At 68.0% G+C, this 16298-nt stretch carries 15 protein-coding genes and 1 other RNA gene; 4 read left to right on the plus strand and 12 right to left on the minus strand.

The window, feature by feature from the left end; all coding sequences use genetic code 11:
* The first annotated feature begins 1 nt into the window (after position 1).
* Positions 2-365, plus strand: an RNA gene (rnpB, locus tag ACIRON_RS20935) — RNase P RNA component class A.
* A 24-nt stretch (positions 366-389) separates the two neighbouring features.
* Here the strand turns inward: rnpB and ACIRON_RS20940 are convergent.
* Positions 390-1520, minus strand: coding sequence for a tyrosine-type recombinase/integrase (locus tag ACIRON_RS20940; RefSeq protein WP_402995090.1), 1131 nt, complete (start codon positions 1518-1520; stop codon positions 390-392).
* 126 nt (positions 1521-1646) lie between these two features.
* The gene (locus tag ACIRON_RS20945; RefSeq protein ID WP_402995092.1) at positions 1647-1868 is read right to left on the minus strand and encodes a helix-turn-helix transcriptional regulator; all 222 of its coding nucleotides are present in this window, start codon (positions 1866-1868) and stop codon (positions 1647-1649) included.
* 221 nt (positions 1869-2089) lie between these two features.
* Between ACIRON_RS20945 and ACIRON_RS20950 the strand changes: the two genes are divergently transcribed.
* Entirely contained in the window at positions 2090-2890 is an 801-nt protein-coding gene (locus ACIRON_RS20950) for a helix-turn-helix domain-containing protein (protein ID WP_402995094.1), read from the plus strand.
* Between the two features lie 71 nt (positions 2891-2961).
* Here the strand turns inward: ACIRON_RS20950 and ACIRON_RS20955 are convergent, their stop codons facing one another.
* From ACIRON_RS20955 to ACIRON_RS21000, 10 genes are all read right to left on the minus strand, one after another.
* A complete protein-coding gene (locus tag ACIRON_RS20955) occupies positions 2962-3825 on the minus strand; it encodes a nucleotidyl transferase AbiEii/AbiGii toxin family protein (RefSeq protein WP_402995096.1) in 864 nt (287 codons plus the stop codon).
* Positions 3822-4379, minus strand: a complete 558-nt coding sequence (locus tag ACIRON_RS20960; protein WP_402995098.1) for a type IV toxin-antitoxin system AbiEi family antitoxin domain-containing protein — start codon at positions 4377-4379, stop codon at positions 3822-3824. Before ACIRON_RS20960 ends, ACIRON_RS20955 begins: the two co-directional genes overlap by 4 nt.
* 155 nt (positions 4380-4534) lie before the next feature.
* The gene (gene mobF / locus ACIRON_RS20965) at positions 4535-7201 is read right to left on the minus strand and encodes a MobF family relaxase (RefSeq protein ID WP_402995100.1); all 2667 of its coding nucleotides are present in this window, start codon (positions 7199-7201) and stop codon (positions 4535-4537) included.
* A gap of 527 nt (positions 7202-7728) precedes the next feature.
* Positions 7729-8706: an amidohydrolase family protein gene (locus ACIRON_RS20970; protein ID WP_402995102.1), complete on the minus strand. Its 978-nt coding sequence runs from the start codon at positions 8704-8706 to the stop codon at positions 7729-7731.
* A gap of 37 nt (positions 8707-8743) precedes the next feature.
* Positions 8744-9817, minus strand: a complete 1074-nt coding sequence (locus tag ACIRON_RS20975; protein ID WP_402995104.1) for an isocitrate/isopropylmalate dehydrogenase family protein — start codon at positions 9815-9817, stop codon at positions 8744-8746.
* Between the two features lie 18 nt (positions 9818-9835).
* Positions 9836-10909, minus strand: coding sequence for an Ldh family oxidoreductase (locus ACIRON_RS20980; protein WP_402995106.1), 1074 nt, complete (start codon positions 10907-10909; stop codon positions 9836-9838).
* A complete protein-coding gene (locus ACIRON_RS20985; protein WP_402995108.1) occupies positions 10906-11310 on the minus strand; it encodes a universal stress protein in 405 nt (134 codons plus the stop codon). Before ACIRON_RS20985 ends, ACIRON_RS20980 begins: the two co-directional genes overlap by 4 nt.
* Positions 11307-12845, minus strand: a complete 1539-nt coding sequence (locus tag ACIRON_RS20990; RefSeq protein WP_402995110.1) for a tripartite tricarboxylate transporter permease — start codon at positions 12843-12845, stop codon at positions 11307-11309. The genes ACIRON_RS20985 and ACIRON_RS20990 overlap by 4 nt, the downstream gene beginning before the upstream one ends.
* Before the next feature lie 6 nt (positions 12846-12851).
* Entirely contained in the window at positions 12852-13355 is a 504-nt protein-coding gene (locus ACIRON_RS20995; protein ID WP_402995112.1) for a tripartite tricarboxylate transporter TctB family protein, read from the minus strand.
* Positions 13352-14353, minus strand: a complete 1002-nt coding sequence (locus ACIRON_RS21000; RefSeq protein ID WP_402995114.1) for a Bug family tripartite tricarboxylate transporter substrate binding protein — start codon at positions 14351-14353, stop codon at positions 13352-13354. The genes ACIRON_RS20995 and ACIRON_RS21000 overlap by 4 nt, the downstream gene beginning before the upstream one ends.
* Positions 14354-14468: 115 nt before the next feature.
* Between ACIRON_RS21000 and ACIRON_RS21005 the strand changes: the two genes are divergently transcribed.
* On the plus strand, positions 14469-15125 hold the full coding sequence (locus ACIRON_RS21005; protein ID WP_402995116.1) for a GntR family transcriptional regulator: 657 nt from the start codon (positions 14469-14471) through the stop codon (positions 15123-15125).
* On the plus strand, positions 15118-16296 hold the full coding sequence (locus ACIRON_RS21010) for an MFS transporter (protein WP_402995118.1): 1179 nt from the start codon (positions 15118-15120) through the stop codon (positions 16294-16296). Before ACIRON_RS21005 ends, ACIRON_RS21010 begins: the two co-directional genes overlap by 8 nt.
* Positions 16297-16298 lie beyond the last annotated feature (2 nt).

The raw sequence follows: 16298 nt of genomic DNA on the forward strand, positions 1-16298 counted from the left end.
ACGGGCTGGCCGGGCGATCGCGTCGTCTCCTTGCTGATGCGGGGAGGCGTCGAGGAAAGTCCGGGCTCCACAGGACAGGGTGGTGGCTAACGGCCACCCGGGGTGACCCGCGGGACAGTGCCACAGAGAACAGACCGCCGCTACCCTCCAGGTAGCGGTAAGGGTGAAACGGTGGGGTAAGAGCCCACCAGTCCTCGTGGTGACACGAGGAGCTAGGTAAACCCCACCCGGAGCAAGACCAGACAGCATGCGCTCGAGGGCTGTCCGCCCGAGCATGCGGGTAGGTTGCTAGAGGCCATCGGCAACGATGGTCCGAGATGGATGGTCGCCGACTACAGAACCCGGCTTACAGGCCAGCCCGTCCGCTTTATAAGTTCTGACCTGGTGTTTTACTTTACGCGGGGCGCTACTGTCCGGTTACTGTCCGGTCCAGCGCCGAGTGCGGACTGGAGCACGAGTCTCGTGCGCTCGTCCTCGTCGCCGATGAGATGGCCGTACGTGTCCCAGGTCTCTGATGCTTTCTTATGACCCAGAAGCGCTTGGAGCGCCTTGATCGAGGTGCCCGAGCGGATGTGCATCGAAGCGAAGTAGTGCCGCAGGTCGTGCGGCGTCGCATCGGTGCCGATCTTCGTGGCGGCGGTGCGCCAGGCCATCCAGAGCGTGCTCTTGCCGATCGGATTTCCGGAGGAGTTGGTGAAGATCAGCCCGCTCGGGTGGACTCCGTAGGTCTCCTTCTGGTTCTCGATCGCCTCGAGCACGACGTCGGGCACCGCCATGGTCCTGACGCTGGACGGTGTCTTCGGCGGCTTCCAGGTGGGCTCGGTGGTTCGCAGCTGGCGGTCGACACGGATCGTGTTGAAGTCCCTGGAGACCCGATCGAGGGTGAGACCAAGGATCTCCCCACGCCGCATGCCGGTCGCGGCCGCGACGATGACCAGGTTCTTGTAGCGCGGATAGATGGTCTCGCTGAGGTTCTTGACCACGTCGGTGGTGATCGGCACCAGCGCCGACTTGGGGTCGAGCTTGGGCAGCTTGGTTCCCTCGCAGGGGCTCCGGGCGATGACCCGCTCCCTGACGGCCGAGTTCAGCACGATGGCGAGTACGCCATAACGCAGATGCACCGTGGTCGCTGCGGCCGTCGAGGCCCATTTCGCCACCAGCTCCTGGATGTCGGCTTGCCGGATCGAGTCGATCGCCCACCCGCCGACGGCCGGGTAGAGGTGGGAGTTGAGGACGATCTCGAAGGTCTCCTTCGTCGACTCGGCATGGATCTGCCGGGCCCGCCACGCCTCGGCGTACGACTTGAAGGTCTGCTTGCCTAGCTCCGGATCGACCCAGTCGCCGCGCACCATCGAGGCGGTCTGCTCGTCGATCCAGATCTGACCTTCGGCCTTACGGTCGAAGTGCTTGACGTGCTCCTCGCCGGCACGGTCGGTGTAGACGGCTCGCCAGCGGACCTTGGCCCGTTTCTCGCCGTCTTTGGTGGTCCATCTCGCGGTGTGCTTGCGGATCGTTGCCATCGTTCACCCGAGCTCCTCTCGGTTTCTTGTGTCTCTCATGGCTCCCAGGGTAGGCGCTGCCCCGAACATGCGTTCGAGGCAGCGCCCTCCTGATGGGCCACCGGGTGCACGGCCAGTCTGCAAGCCCTATTCGAGGCCGCCCTCGCGCTTGCGCTCTGCGAACCAGCGCTTGAGCTCGCCGACCGTGGTGACCAGTCGTCGGCCGAGCTTGGTGAACCTCGGCCCGGTGTCGAGCTGACGCCACCAGCGCAGCGTGTTGACCGACACCTTCAGGATCTCACTGACCTCCGACAAGGTCAGGATGTCGTCGTCGCTGCCCTCGGGCATCGACACCGTGGTCACCGTCATGGTGACCACCTCCAATCTGTTGAACTTCTCGTGGACGGGGCGAGAACGCCTTGATCCAACAAGCAACACCAGACCGGCAGGGCCGGACACCTTCGCCCAAGTTCACCGCTGCTCGCGCCTGTTCAGCGTTCTCGTCGGGTAGGTGCGCACGGCTTCCCAGATTTGAGTGACTTATTTGGGATCCGATATGTGACCGATAGAATGCGAGGATCGACCCGACGTTGATCCTCCGGACCGCGCGCCGCGCCGCCGGCCTGACTCAGGCGGAGCTGGCTCGGCTCGCGGGCACATCTCAGGCCACGCTCTCGACCTACGAGCGCGGCAGACAGGCGCCGTCTCTCAAGACCGTCGGACGGCTCCTCGCCGCCGCCGGCTTCGACCTCGCGCTCGCGCCGCTCGTCGACTTCGAGGAACACCAGCGACCGGGCATCGAGCCGTTCTGGGTGCCGTCCACGTTCTGGCGTGTGCACACTCCCGACTGCTTCGCGACGATCGGCGTCCCGGATCTCACCGGAGACACCGACCAGCACGAGTGGGACCTTCGCGACCGTGCGCAGCGCCGCCGAGCGTACGAGATCCTCATCCTCCACGCGCTGCCCCAGTCGATGATCCGCTGGCTCGACGGCGCCCTCCTCATCGACCTGTGGGACGACCTCGACCTCCCCGACGTCGTGCGGAACGCCTGGACCCCCGCCTACGCCCTCGCCACCAACACCAAGCGGGTCGACGTCCTTACCTCGATCACCGAACCGAAGCACGGCGCCCTCCCGGAGGAGGCCCATCTCGCCCGCGTACGCGGCTACCGGATGCTCCCTCGAGCGCGCATGACGGAGGAGAAGTACGTCACCGCCGCCCACGCTGCTGAAATGCTCGGCCTCAGCTCGTCGCTCCTGAACCGGCTGATCGCCGACGGAGTCGTGCCGGCTGAGACCCCGATCGCCGGTCACCAGCTGATCCGTCTACGAGACGTACGCGCGTTCCAAGATCAGCACCAGAACACGAACCGACCCGCCCATGAATGAGTGACCAGGGGGCCGTTCGGTGTTCGGTATTGATCGAACACCGAACATCACCCGATCGTCGACGTAAACAATCAGCCTTGCCCCGGCCGGAAGACCGGGTCCAAGAAGGCGGTCACGCGCCCAATCTGGTCATCGAGGAGATCGGCACAGATGTCCTCGAGCCGTTCCTTGCGCCGCCAGGCCGCCCACTTCGGCTGCGCGAGCGCGCCGTAGCCGGCGAGAACCGGTGCGACTGGGCCCAGTTCGACCTGCCGGTACGCCGCGACGGCCCGTGCGGCCTCGAGGAACTGCCGACCATCGATGTCGAAGTGCTCGAAGAGCTGGACGATATCGACGTAGTCGCGCCAGCGCGTGCTTGTGATGCCGCGTTCGAGGATCGTGACGCCCTTCTCCGCGATCGCCGTCTCCGGGCGGTAACCGAGCACCACGATGTCCTCGCCATGGACTCGCGGCAGGCGCGCCCGGTGCGGCGCCGGAACGATCGGATCACCGGTCGACACGTCCCAGGCGGTCACGCCGTTCCAGGTGGCCAACCGCGCCCTCATCCGCAGGCGGAGGCCCGGATACTCGGCGTCGTCTCGGATCTCGCGGATCGTCAAGGTGTCGAGGTCGAACTCGATCCCGTCGTGCGCCTCAACCGCGACGACGTCGCTCACGACTTGGCGTAGGAGCCCAACGCTGACATCGGCCCCGATCGCCTCGGCGTCGAGATCCTTCGTCGGCCGGCGTACGCCGTAGGCAGCGAGGAGGACACCGCCCTTGAGCACGAAGCCATCGGCATGCTCGCTACGGGACAGTCGGTCGAGGAACGACTCCAGCAAGTGGCGCGTGAACAGCTTGCTGGTGTCGACCGGCTTCCCGGTCTTGGCCTGCTCGGACCGGGCCTGGCCCTGGATCGCTCGATAGATCCGCGCGGCATTCTCGGCGTCAGTCACGTCAGCATCTCCAAAGCTGTCAGAATCGGCGTACGCGCCCGCGGAAGCTGGGCAGCCATCGCTGCAATCGCCGCCGGCTTGCCACCTCGGCGCAGCCACTCCTTGAGGGCATCCCGACCAAGCTCATAGCCGACACCGCCCCGAAGACGGAACGCGTCGGCAATGCACCGCTCCGGGCTGTAGATCCCGATCCGAAGCTCGGAGCCCGGAATATCGATCTCCTCCCGACCCAGGCCGAAGGTCTCCCGATCGAAGAGGTGCCAGGTGATCGCGGCCTGGGTCGCGGGCAAACGGGACCCACGCGGAATCGCCACATCCAGTGTCTCCGGGATCTCGTCGGTCAGATCATGGTGCGCCAGGGCTGAGGCCAGGCAGATCGTCGCGTCCGAACGCCGCATCGCCGCCTCGATCCACTCCGAACTGGCGGGATCCGCCTCGGCGTGGCGATAGATCCCTCGGGCGATGCGCTCGTACTCACCACGCAACGCAGCCCGTTGCAGGCCACTGGGCGAGAGGCCCGCAGCCTTCGCCTGACGCGCCCGTAACGTCTCCACCTTGACCCACCTCCTGACTGATTTCGTATACAGATAGTACTTACTGCCTACGTTTTTGACCACCTTACCCTCCCGATGGCCAGCCCCGCAGACTCGGGCGGGCTTGCTGTCGCGATGCCGGGTCGGGGCCCGCCCCGATCGTCTCGCTGACCGACCTAGAGACCGATCCCTCGTGGCTCTGGTGCGGAGCGGGGACGGTCAAGACCCGGCGGGTAAGGATCGGGGTTACGTCGACGGCGCGCCTGCTCGAGCGCCGCCCTCTGCAGCGCCTGGGAGCCGTATCGTTCCATGTCCTCAGCGGCACGTTGGGTGGCATGCGCGGGGCCAAGGTCGGCACGGTCGCGGCTGAACACATCGATCCACTGTCGCTTGGCGTCGTCGAGGTCTTCGGCAACGAGGTGGGCGATGTTGTGTTCGCGACCCCGAGTCATGCCGACGTACGCGGAAGCGGCTCCGGTGTGGTCGCCGATGACGACGTGGCCGTCTCGAACGGTCTCACCCTGGGCACCGTAGGCGGTGGTCGCGTAGGCGAGCTCGACGTGTTGAGCCACGTACGCGGCCGGCAGGGTGCGGACGCCGAGACGTCCCCTGGCGGCGAGGCGGCCGTCGGAGCCGACCGCGGTGACGGTCCAGGTGTCGCGGTTGGAGACGTCGAGGTCGCGGTCGTTGCGCCTGGTCGCGATGCGGTCGCCCATGCCGATCCGTTCGCCGCTCTCGGTGATCACGATTGCCGGGCCGGGATCGGAGCCACTGAGTCGGCGGTCGCGAATCGCGGCATTGAGGTCTCTGACCTGCTCACGGGTGTCGGCGATCAGCAACGGCGCCCGGTCGGCGGCCGCGAGTTCGGCGAGGGCATCGGTACGTTCGGCCTCGCTGGCGTGCACGGCGATCTCGCCACGCGCCACCAGCTTGTCGAAGACCCGACCTGCGTTCTCACCGCTGCGCATCCGCAGGCTCAGGTCGGCATAGTCGGGATCAGTGAACCGATGTACGACATCGAGGGTGTGGTGAGCGTCGGGCTGCACCCACCGGGCAGCCAGGTCGAGCACTCCCCCACGACCGACCGCGGGCAACTGGTGGCGGTCGCCGACCAGCGCAACCCTGGCGCCGGTCTCGTCGGCGATGGTGAGCAGTACACGGGCGGTGTCTTGATCGAGCATCCCGGCCTCGTCGACCAGCAGCAGGTCGCCGCCGTGCAGTCTGGCCTGCTCGTCGGGCGGGGTGATGCCGTCGGAAGCAGCGGTGGGGACGCGACCCCAATGGCCGTCCTCGTCCCAGCGGTACCCGTATTGGCGGATCAGCCAGGCGGCCGAGGATGCCGCGCCTCCGATCTCGGCCGACGCGACGCTGGCAGCCTTCCGAGTCGGGGTGACCACGACCATCCGTGATCCGCGGCGAGCGAGCTGAGCAGCGGCGACGGCGAGCGTTCTCGTCTTCCCCGCGCCGGCAGCGCCTTCGATGACCAACAGCGGACCGTCGCCGACCATCAACCGGAGGGCCTTGATCTGCGCGTTGTCGACGCCACGGAGACGTACGAGCACCCCGCCGATATGTGGCTCGATCTCCGCGCGCAGCGCGAGGCGCGCGTTCAGGTCAGCCTCGACCTCGAGAACCCGCGTCAACGTCAGTGCTCGGATGTGCTCGGGTACATCCGCTCGTGACAACAGCCGCTCGCATCTGGTCACGGCTCGGGCGGTGAGGTCCTCGGCCAGCTCGCGTCGGACCGCCGACTCAGCCACGATGCCGACCTCTGCGACGAGTTGCTCAGCGCGACCTCGGATATCGGCAGCGTTCCACGCGGAGGCCCTCGCGCTCAGCCGATCAACGACCAGACCGGCAGCCAAGTCACGATCGAGTCCCCCGATCGCGGTCGCCGACAGCCGCACCTGCCGCTTCGGGGGTCTGTGGCCCAGCGCGTACAGCTCCTCGAGCCAAGCCCGCGCGAGAGCTGCTCCGCCAAGGGGAGCAACCTTGTCGGGGCGAGCGTCCGCCCACGCCCGCGTATCCCATGCTCGCCGCAGCCGAGGACCAGGCTGCTCCCCGGGATGCTCCCCGCGCCACTCAGCCTCGTAACGCTCGATGTTGCGGGCGATCTGCGCGGTGCGAGCGGAGAACACACCGACGTACGTGCGAAGCTGCTCGACCTCGCCGGTCACCAGGTCCAGGGTGTAGCCGTGCGCCGCCAGGACGCGCCGGAACTCCGGGTCAGACATCATCGCAGCGTGACCGATCCCGTTGAGCGCACCGATGCTGTCCCGGATGCCAACGGTGTGCAGGCCACGCCACTTCGCGCGGGCGAAGACGCGGCTGTTGATCTGCACGTGCAGATGCCGATGCGGATCCCCAGCCCGCGAAGTGAAGTGCCGGATCACCGCTGCCTCCAGCGACTCGATCGGCACCTGCACCTGCCGACCCTTCGGCCCGATCCGCGTGGTCGCATGCTGCGCCGCCCAGCCGATGATCTCCTGCGCCGCCCTTCCCTGCGCGGCGTCGTACGCGACCCCGATATCCGGATGTAGCGCGGCCGCCAGCGACCACGTCTTCGGCCCGTTCACGACCACCTCCACGAACCGCACCGGCTTCCGCTTACCACCATCCTTGAGCAACCGACCCTTCGCAGCACCGGTGTCGACGTCGTACCCCGCGACCCACCGCTCGTAGGCATCACCGTCCATCGGACCACGATCAACCACCCCGACCGGGGTCGCCTCGAACCTCTCCGCGAGACCCGTTCCCTCGGCCAGGTAGTAGTCATCGGCACGGGAGGTGTCCTTCTCCAAGTAGTTCCTGGCAGCCGCCACCGTGCCGGTGTAGAACTTCACTCCCCCATGCACCAGATACCCCCTGGATACCCCCTGTTACAGGCACGTCTGACGGTTCCAGCGAGGTTCGTCGACAACCGTCAAGTACCCTGAAAATGCACTTCGGGCCGCCCGAAGGCGGCCCATCACTACATACTTTCGTAGCATACGTGCCGCCGCTTTGGAAGAGGTATCGGGGCAGGTCAGGCCTGGAATTGCGGCGCCCGTCGATCTTCGCCAAGAGCCGTTATTCCGACTGCTTGGTAACGGAGCCGTGTCGTGTGGAGTCTGAGATCCATTCTGAGCCCAGAGTGTTGGGGCGCAGTCCCTCCCCGATAGTGGGGCTACACCCTTCGTTCGGCTCCCACCTTCGGCGACGAGCCCGGGCCGAGCCGGCGTTCACCCGATCAGCTCCCGACGCGAAGGCTCGTGCGGGCGACGACCGATGATGAGCATGTCGACGAGCAGCACAGCACTGGCGATGCCATGGTCGACCACCAGATGAGAGAGGAGACGTCCACGAAGGGACTCCTTAGATCCTTGAAGGGTTACGGGACTGCGGTCAGGGGTTCGAAGTCGTACAAGGTCTCCGGGTTGTCCACGAGGATCTGCCGGATCGTTCTCCTGTCTCCGGCCCAGTCTGCGAAGAGGTTGACGAGGTCTGCGTCGTTCGGCATCGGCACCTCACCGCGGGACGCCGTGGTGTGCGGCCAGTCGGTCCCCCACACCATCCGCTCGGGTGCCGCCCGCACGAAGGCCTTCGCGATCGTGCTGCGGTCGGCGTATGCCGGCGGGCCGTCGGTTGACTCGAGATAGACGCCGGAGAGCTTCACCCAGGTACGTCCGGCGTCGATGAGGTTCCGGATGGCTCCAAAGGCCGGGTGGCTCGTCCCTGCGTCCCCCGGAATGCGTCCTAGGTGATCGATCACCAGATCCGTGGGAAGGTCGGTCAGCACAGGCAGGTTCTCGATGATGCCGTCGGCAGTCATGTGGACCTGTACGTGCCAGCCAAACGGTGCGATCCGCTCCGCGAGCGGCCGGATCAGTTCCGCTCCCGCGCCACCCGACCGGGTCAGGTTGAACCGGATCCCGCGGATGCCGCCGGCGTGGAGCGTCACGAGCTCGGCATCCGTGGTGTCCGCACCGATGACGGCTACGCCGCGGGCGTCGCGCCGTCCCAGCCGGGCGATCGCATCGAGCGTGCACCGGTTGTCGGTGGCGTAGTTCGACGGGGTCACCACCACCGCTCGCGTCGTACGTAGCCGTCGGCGCAGGAGTCGGTAATCGTCCACCGACGCCCGCGGCGGCGGGGTGCTCGTCGGGTTCGGATACGGGAACCGCTCGGGCTCGAGGATGTGGATGTGGCAGTCGACGGCTCCGTACGGGACGGGGAAGGCCGGACGGTTGGTTCCGGCCGAGAACGGGACCGGAGGCGGTGCGGCCGACGCCGGGTCTGAGGCGATCGTGAGTGCACCCGCCGCCGCACCGGCGCCGCCGACGAATGCTCGACGTGAAAGGTAGGTCATTGCTTTCTCCGTTCTTGGACCGGCCGGAACCAGGGGCTCAGCTCTCAGTGGTGAGAGCCTCGACCACCGAGCGTGCGAACTCGGCGGTCGTGGCGGTGCCGCCGAGGTCGCGCGTGCGAAGCTCCGGCTTGGCGAGTGCGTCGTTGACGGCTGCTTCGACGGCCGCGCTGGCCTCGCGGAACGTCGCGGTGTCGTCGCGCCGGCCGAGCCAGTCCAAGAGCATCGCGGCCGACAGAATCAAGGAGGTCGGGTTGGCGATTCCCTGACCGGCGATGTCGGGGGCGGAGCCGTGCTGCGCCTGGGCCACGCAGACCTGTTCGCCGGCGTTGATCGCACCGCCGAGCCCGAGGCTTCCGCAGAGCTCGGAGGCCTCGTCCGAGAGGATGTCGCCGAACATGTTCGTCGTCACCAGCACGTCGAAGGTGTGCGGGCGGCGCACCAGGAGCGCGGCGGTCGCGTCGACGATCAGCTCCTCGAGCTCGACGTCGGGGTACTCCTCGGCAACCTTGCGCACCTCGCGCAGGAACAGGCCGTCGGTGGTCTTCAAGACGTTCGCCTTGTGAACGGCCGTGACCTTCTTGCGCCGAGCGCTGGCGATGTCGAAGGCCGTGCGTGCCACGGCCTGGCAGGCCCGCGCGGTGATCTTGCGGACCGACAGCGCGGTGTCCTCGTCCGGCATGAACTCAGGCACCCCGAGGTGCATGTTGCGGTCGGCGTAGAAGCCCTCGGTGTTCTCCCGGATGATCACGATGTCCATCGGATTGCGCAGCACCGTGAGGTCCGGCACCGAGCGGCTCGGACGGATGTTGGAGTAGAGCTTGAACTTGGTCCGCAGCTCGGCCGAGGGGTTGATGCCGCCCTCGGCCCGCGGCGGGTAGTCGTAGTGCGACACGGGACCGAGCAGAACGCCGTCGACCTCGGGGATCCGAGTGAGGATCTCGGGACGGAGCGTGATGCCGTGCTCGGCAAGAGACGCCAGGCCGATGTCCTGCTGCTCGATCTCGAGCCCGAGCCCGAATGTACGATCGGCTGCCTCGAGGACTTCCAGCGTCGCCGCGGTGATCTCGGGCCCGATGCCGTCTCCGGGCAGGACAAGGATGTTGGTGCTCATCAGGTGTGACCTCTTCAGCTAGTTGGGCGTGTGTACGGGGAGGGGCGTGCTCGTCTGCGCTGCGAGCTCGGCGAGGCTGGTCCAGGTGTTCGGTGGCAGTGGGATGCCACTCGTTGCGCGGCTCTCGGCGGCGCGGTCCTCGAGCTCGCCGGGGAAAAAGATCTCCGCGCTGCCGTCGGCTTTCTCCGCGGCCTTGGTCTCCTCGATCAATGTCTCCATACGGCCGGTGAACTCCTCGATATCCGTCAGCGAGGCGATGTCGAGCGTCAGGACGAGGTGGCCGCAGCCGCTGCGGCCCTCGGGTTCGTACGGGCCGACGACACCGGTGCCGAAGGCACTTCCGGTCAGGACCCCGGCGAGGGCGTCCATCATGAAGGCGATGACGTAGCCCTTGGGGCCGGCCATGGGGAGGATCAGCCCTTCGATCCCAGCCGCAGGATCGGTGGTCGGCACGCCGTTCGCATCGGCGGCCCAGCCGTCCGGGATCTGTTCTCCCCGCTCGGCCGCGAGGTAGAGCTTTCCGCGGGCCACGGCGGTGTTGGCCAGGTCGATCACTGCCAGGCCGTATCTGCCGGCGGGCACCGCGATCGACCACGGGTTCGTGCCGATCGTCTTCTCACGGCCACCCCACGGCGCCATCGCCGGGCTGGCGTTGGTGAACAGCAACGAGACGCACCCCTCGGCGGCTGCCTTGCGGGTGTAGTAGGCCGCCATCCCGAAGTGGTTGCTGTTGCGTACGGCCACGCCGCTGATGCCGTGGGACTGAGCGCGCCGAACGCTCTCGCTCACGGCGTGGTCTGTCAGGACCTGGCCGATCCCGTCGCGACCGTCCAGCAGGAGCAGGCTCCCGGTGTCACTGAGCACCGCCGGGTCGGTGATCGCGCTCATCGCCCCGCTCCGCAGCCGGTCGACGTACCACGGCAGACGAAGCATGCCGTGGGACGAGTGGCCCCAGAGCTCAGCCTGCACCAGGCTGTCGGAGACCAGGTGCGCGTCGGCCTCCGGGACCCCGTGGGCCGCGAGGACCCGCTCCCCGAAGACAACGAGGTCCGCGGCCTGGATGCCACGAGCGGGCGCATCGGTCGTGCTCATGGCTTCACCGCCAGGACGTCGCAGTGCGCATCCAGCAGGATCCGCTGAGCGATGCTGCCGAGCAGGAGCTTGCCGACGGCCGAGCGGCGGCGCAGGCCGATGACGATCAGCTCGGCGCCGACCTCGTCGGCCGTTGCGACGACCTCATCGCCGCCGTCGCGGCCCCGCATCGGCCGCCGGATCTCGAACGAGACACCCTGGTCTCGTAGCTGGCGCTCAAGCTCGCCGATCTCCTCGCTGGTGGCGAAGGACGGGTCGGAGTAGCGGTCACCCGGCGTTGCGTTCACCACGACGAGGTGGGCGGAGCGGTTGTGCGCGATCTCGATCGCCCTGACCAGCGCGGCACGTGAGTGCGGCGCGGGCGTGTAGCCGAGGACGATGTTCGTGTGGCCGGCGTTCACTGGTGGGTCTCCTGTCGTTCGAACTCCTCGAGCACACCGACCTCTTCGGCCGTACGCCGCTCCCACCGCCGCAGCAGACGGGGCACGACCAGCACCAGCGCGAGCACCACGTAGGCGCAGATCGAGAAGGGAGTGGAGATCAGCGCCGTCGGGTCGCCGTCGGAGATGGCCATGGCCCGTCGGAGCTGGGTCTCGGCGATCGGGCCGAGGATCGCGCCGATGATCAGCGGGGCGACCGGGTAGCCGTACTGGCGCAGGAAGTAGCCCAGGATGCCGATGGCGAGGAGCAGGAAGATGTCGAAGGTCGAGGCGTTCAGGCTGTAAGCGCCGAGCAGCGAGAAGACCGTGATGCCGGCGTAGAGGTAGGGCGTCGGGATCTTCAGGACCTTCGCCCACATGCCCACCAGAGGCAGGTTGAGGAGCAGCAGCATGGTGTTGCCGATGAGCAGGGCCGCGACCAGTCCCCAGACCAGCTCGGGCTCCTTCTCGAGCAGCAGAGGCCCGGGCTGGATGCCGTACTGCTGGAAGGCGACGAGCATGACGGCCGCGGTCGCGGAGGTGGGCAGGCCCAGGGTCAGCAGCGGCATCAGGGAGCCGGCGGCGTTCGCGTTGTTGGCGGACTCGGGACCGGCCACGCCCTCGATGGCACCGTGACCGAACTCCTCGGGATGCTTGGTGAGCTTCCGCTCCGCGGCGTACGAGAGGAACGTCGGCACCTCGGAGCCGCCGACCGGCACGGCTCCGAGCGGCCAGCCGATGAGGGTGCCGCGCAGCCAGGCGGGCCACGAGCGACGCCAGTCCTCGCGCGTCATCCAGACTCGGCCCCGCAGGGCCAGCGGCTTGGGCCTTGTGGGGCTCATCTTGGCGGCGAGGTAGACCGCCTCGCTCATCGCGAAGAGGGCGACGATGACCAGGACGGTGTCGATGCCGTCCAGCAGGCGCGGGACGCCGAAGACGAACCGCTGGGCGCCGCTCTGCCCGTCGATCCCGATCAGTCCGATAGCCATGCCGAGCGCGACGCTCACCATCCCGCGGGCCACCGAGCTGCCGATCATGGCGCCGACGGTCATGAAGGCCACCACGATCAGCGCCAGGTAGTCGGCCTCCCCCAGACCGATGGCGATGTCGACGACGTACGGTGCCAGGAACGCCAGCGCGAGCGTCGCGATCGTTCCGGCGACGAAGGAGCCGATGGCCGCGGTGGCGAGGGCGGAGGCCGCCCTGCCGGCGTGCGCCATCTTGTTGCCTTCGATCGCGGTCATCATCGCCCCCGACTCACCGGGGGTGTTGAGGAGGATCGAGGTGGTCGAGCCGCCATACATCGCGCCGTAGTAGATGCCGGCGAACATGATGAAGGCTCCCTGGGGCTCGACCGTGTAGGTGATCGGGAGCAGCAGGGCGATGGTCAGCGCCGGGCCGATGCCGGGAAGGACGCCGACAAGCGTCCCGGCCAGGACGCCGACCAGGGCGAAGAGCAGGTTCTCGGGAGTCGCGGCGGTCGCGAATCCTTGAGCGAGTGCGTTGAGTCCGTCCATGGGAGCTCACAGGATCCCTTCGAAGATGCCCGGCGGCAGGTAGATGCCGAGCAGCCGGGTGAATGCCAGGTAGACGACGGCCGCGAGCACCAGAGAGCCGACGGCGAGACGTACGAAACGCCGCGACCCGAGGGTCACCGAGACGGCGAAGAAGGCCAGCGCGGTCGTCAGCAGATATCCGAGCGGCTCCAGGAGGAGTGCGTAGCCGACGATCGTCGCGATGAAGGCGCCTACCCGGCGGAGGTTGACCGGGAGGGTCGGGTCGACCAGCTCCGCCTCGTCGGGCTGAGCGTGGCCGCCGCGCAGGACGTTGATGATGACGGCCAGGGCCGCGACCGTGAGCAGTCCTCCGACGAGATAGGGCACCGGGCGGGGACCGACGTTGCTGGCCGCTTCCGGGACGTCGATGGTCGCCGTGTAGACGAGGATGAAGACCCCGAGAGCGAGGAGGAGACCGGCGAACCCGAGCTCCCCCTTGCTCTTGACGCCTTTCAGGACGGGTGCGCTCATGCCAGGCCCAGCTCCTGCAGCTGCGTCTCGGCCTCGGCTTCGTCCTTCTCGAGCTGTGCCTCGAAGTCGTCGGTGCCGAGATACTCGTCGGTCCAGCCGTTCGTCTTACGCACCTCGGCCCATGCCTCGCTGTCGTTCATGGTCTTGAACGCCTCGTCGAGAGCCTTGCGGTCGCTCGCGCTGATGCCCGGAGGGGCGAAGATGCCGCGCCAGTTGACGAAGACCGCATCGGGATAGCCGGCGTCGGCGATCGTCGGGATGTCCGGGTTCACCTCGAGGGGCGTGTCGGAGGAGGACGCGAGCACCTTGAGCTTGCCGGCCTCGACCTGCTCGGCGAACTCGGCGTAGCCGGAGATGCCGGCGGCGACCCGGTCGCCCAACATGGCGGTGGTGACCTCGGCTCCCCCGTCGTACGTCACGAAGTTGACGTCCGTGGGCTTCACGCCGACCTCCTGGGCGAGCACGCCGCCCCACTGGTGGTCGACACCTCCCTGGTTGCCGATCGCGATGGGGTTCTTGCCCGGGTCCGCCTCGAGCGCGGTCAGGAAGTCCTCCAACGTCTCGAACTCCGACTCCGCCGGGACGACGACGACCTCGTACTCGCCGATCAAGCGGGCGATAGGGGTCGCCTCGCTGAGCTTGTTGTCGGCCTTGTTGGTCAGGACCGCGCCGACGAGGGCCTTGCCCGCGACCATCAGGTCGCTGGCGTCGTTGCCCTGGACGTACTGCGAGAGGGCGACGGTGCCGCCGGCTCCTGGGGTGTTGGTCACCTGGACCCGCTTGGCGATGCCTTCTTCGGTCAGGACCTTCTCCATGGCACGAGCGGTCTGGTCGTAGCCGCCGCCGGGGTCGGAGGGAACCACGATGCTGGCTCCCCTGGCGAGCGGGCCAGCGGCCGGCTCGGCGGCGCCTCCGGTGCCACACGCAGTCAACGCGGTCGCGCCGATCAGCGCAGCCGCGAGCAGCGTCACGGACTTGTTCTTGGACAGCTTCCTCATGTCTCTACTCCCCTGCCCCTCGTGGGCTCTCGTGGTGGTGTGACGCTGGACACTACTCGTCTGCGCACATGTATACAAGTATGAAAGAAGACTGATCTCTGTTAAAGTTTTCGCTATGGCCCCGAAGACACACACCCGGATGTCCGGAGCCCACCTCGTCTACCTCGAGCTGAAGCGCCGGATCCTCGACCTGGAGCTCGCGCCCGGCGAACGGCTCTTCGAACCCGCCCTCTCGGCAGACCTGAAGGTCAGTCGCACGCCGGTCCGCGAGGCGGTGCGACGGCTGATCGCCGAGAACCTCCTCGAGCAACAACCCACCGGTGGCGTCGTGGTGCCCGACCGCGGCGAGCACGAGGTCGCCGAGCTCTACGACGTGCGCGCGAGCCTCGAGGCACTGATGGCGGCCACGGCCGCCCGTCGTGTCACCGATACGGACCAGGCCCAGCTCCGGAGCCTGATCGAGCGCAATGCCGCGCTGGTGGGCTTCGCGGACGACGCGATGTCGACCGGCAAGGCGATCCACACCGAGATCGCACGTATCGCCGACAACGGCTGGGCCCTGCGGCTGCACGAGCAGGTCTCCAACCAGCTCCAGCGCTATCGGATGTACACCAACCACACCCAACGACGCCGCGACGAGGCCCTCGCCGAACATCAGGAGCTGGTCGACGCCGTCGTCGCGGGCGACGCCGAGCGCGCCAGCCGACTCGCGTTCGCCCATGTGACCCATGCGCGCGATGAGGCCATCCGCGCGATCAGCGCCCGTGACTGAGTCAGCTTCCGCCCGCCACTGGGCCGTGCCGTTCTACGCCCACACCGTCCTGATCCAGGCGGTCACCTTCGTGCTGCGCCCGGCGGCGGTCTACCGCGCCCTCGAGCTCGACGTATCGTCCTACTGGCTGGGCGCCCTCGGTGCCACGTTCGCGATCGTCCCGCTGGTACTGGCCGTCCCGGCCGGTCTGCTCTCGGACAGATACGGCGAGCGGCCGGTGATGGTGGCCGGAGGGCTGGTCACCATCGCCTCGGCGACAGGCTTCCTCCTCCTGGGCCAGAGCGTGGCCGGCGTGGTCGCGACCACGGTGCTCCTCGGAGTCGGCCACCTGCTCTCGGTGGTCGCCCAGCAGGCCATGGTGGCCAACCGGACGCCGCGCGATCGCTACGACTCCGCGTTCGGCCACTACACCTTCGCCGCCTCAGCCGGTCAGGCGATCGGCCCGGGACTCATCATCGCCTTCGGCGGCTCCCGGGCGATCCCCGACACCGAGGCCATCTTCACGGCCACCCTCGCGCTGAGCGCCGCCCTCCTCCTGGCCGCCCTGGCGACGCCGTCCACGCACGACCGCCGCGACGCCCGCGGACCTGTCGAGGGCTCGATCCGCGACCTCGTACGCCGCAAGGGCCTGCTCCGCGCCCTGACGGTGAGCTGCGTCGTGCTCGCCGCGGTCGACATCAGCCTGGTCTACCTGCCGCTGCTCGGCGCCGAGCGCGACATCGCCTCGGGCACGATCGGCCTGCTCCTCGCGCTCCGTGCCGGCTCCTCGATGATCTCCCGCCTCATGCTCGGCAGGCTCACCGAGCGGCTCGGCCGGCCCCTGGTCCTCACCGGGAGCGTCACGCTCTCGGCGCTCGCCATGGCCGCAGCACCCATCCCGATGCCGGTGGTCCTGCTGGGCCTGGTCGTCGTCGTGATGGGACTCTCCCTGGGCGCCGGCCAGCCGTTGACGATGTCATGGCTGGCCGAGGCCACTCCCCCGGGCCTGCGCGGCCGGGCGATGTCGCTCCGCCTCACCGGCAACCGCCTCGGCCAGGTCGTCGTCCCATCGCTGGCCGGCCTCGTAGCGGTCGGCGCAGGCGCCTCCGGGGTGCTGTGGGTGACAGCCGCGGCGCTCGGAGTCGTCGCCGCGGCCTCACGGTCGATCCCGAGATCCGACCCGAACCCCTAGCC

This window comes from Nocardioides sp. NPDC101246, assembly GCF_044767415.1.
Classification (GTDB): Bacteria; Actinomycetota; Actinomycetes; order Propionibacteriales; family Nocardioidaceae; genus Nocardioides.

What these genes read in the sequence shown, in the direction of transcription:
- ACIRON_RS20940 (WP_402995090.1), bottom strand. Translation starts at nt 1,520, where the DNA reads ATGGCAACGATCCGCAAGCACACCGCGAGATGGACCACCAAAGACGGC.
- ACIRON_RS20945 (WP_402995092.1), bottom strand. Translation starts at nt 1,868, where the DNA reads ATGACGGTGACCACGGTGTCGATGCCCGAGGGCAGCGACGACGACATC.
- ACIRON_RS20970 (WP_402995102.1), bottom strand. Translation starts at nt 8,706, where the DNA reads ATGACCTACCTTTCACGTCGAGCATTCGTCGGCGGCGCCGGTGCGGCG.
- ACIRON_RS20975 (WP_402995104.1), bottom strand. Translation starts at nt 9,817, where the DNA reads ATGAGCACCAACATCCTTGTCCTGCCCGGAGACGGCATCGGGCCCGAG.
- ACIRON_RS20980 (WP_402995106.1), bottom strand. Translation starts at nt 10,909, where the DNA reads ATGAGCACGACCGATGCGCCCGCTCGTGGCATCCAGGCCGCGGACCTC.
- ACIRON_RS20990 (WP_402995110.1), bottom strand. Translation starts at nt 12,845, where the DNA reads ATGGACGGACTCAACGCACTCGCTCAAGGATTCGCGACCGCCGCGACT.
- ACIRON_RS20995 (WP_402995112.1), bottom strand. Translation starts at nt 13,355, where the DNA reads ATGAGCGCACCCGTCCTGAAAGGCGTCAAGAGCAAGGGGGAGCTCGGG.
- ACIRON_RS21000 (WP_402995114.1), bottom strand. Translation starts at nt 14,353, where the DNA reads ATGAGGAAGCTGTCCAAGAACAAGTCCGTGACGCTGCTCGCGGCTGCG.
- ACIRON_RS21005 (WP_402995116.1), top strand. Translation starts at nt 14,469, where the DNA reads ATGGCCCCGAAGACACACACCCGGATGTCCGGAGCCCACCTCGTCTAC.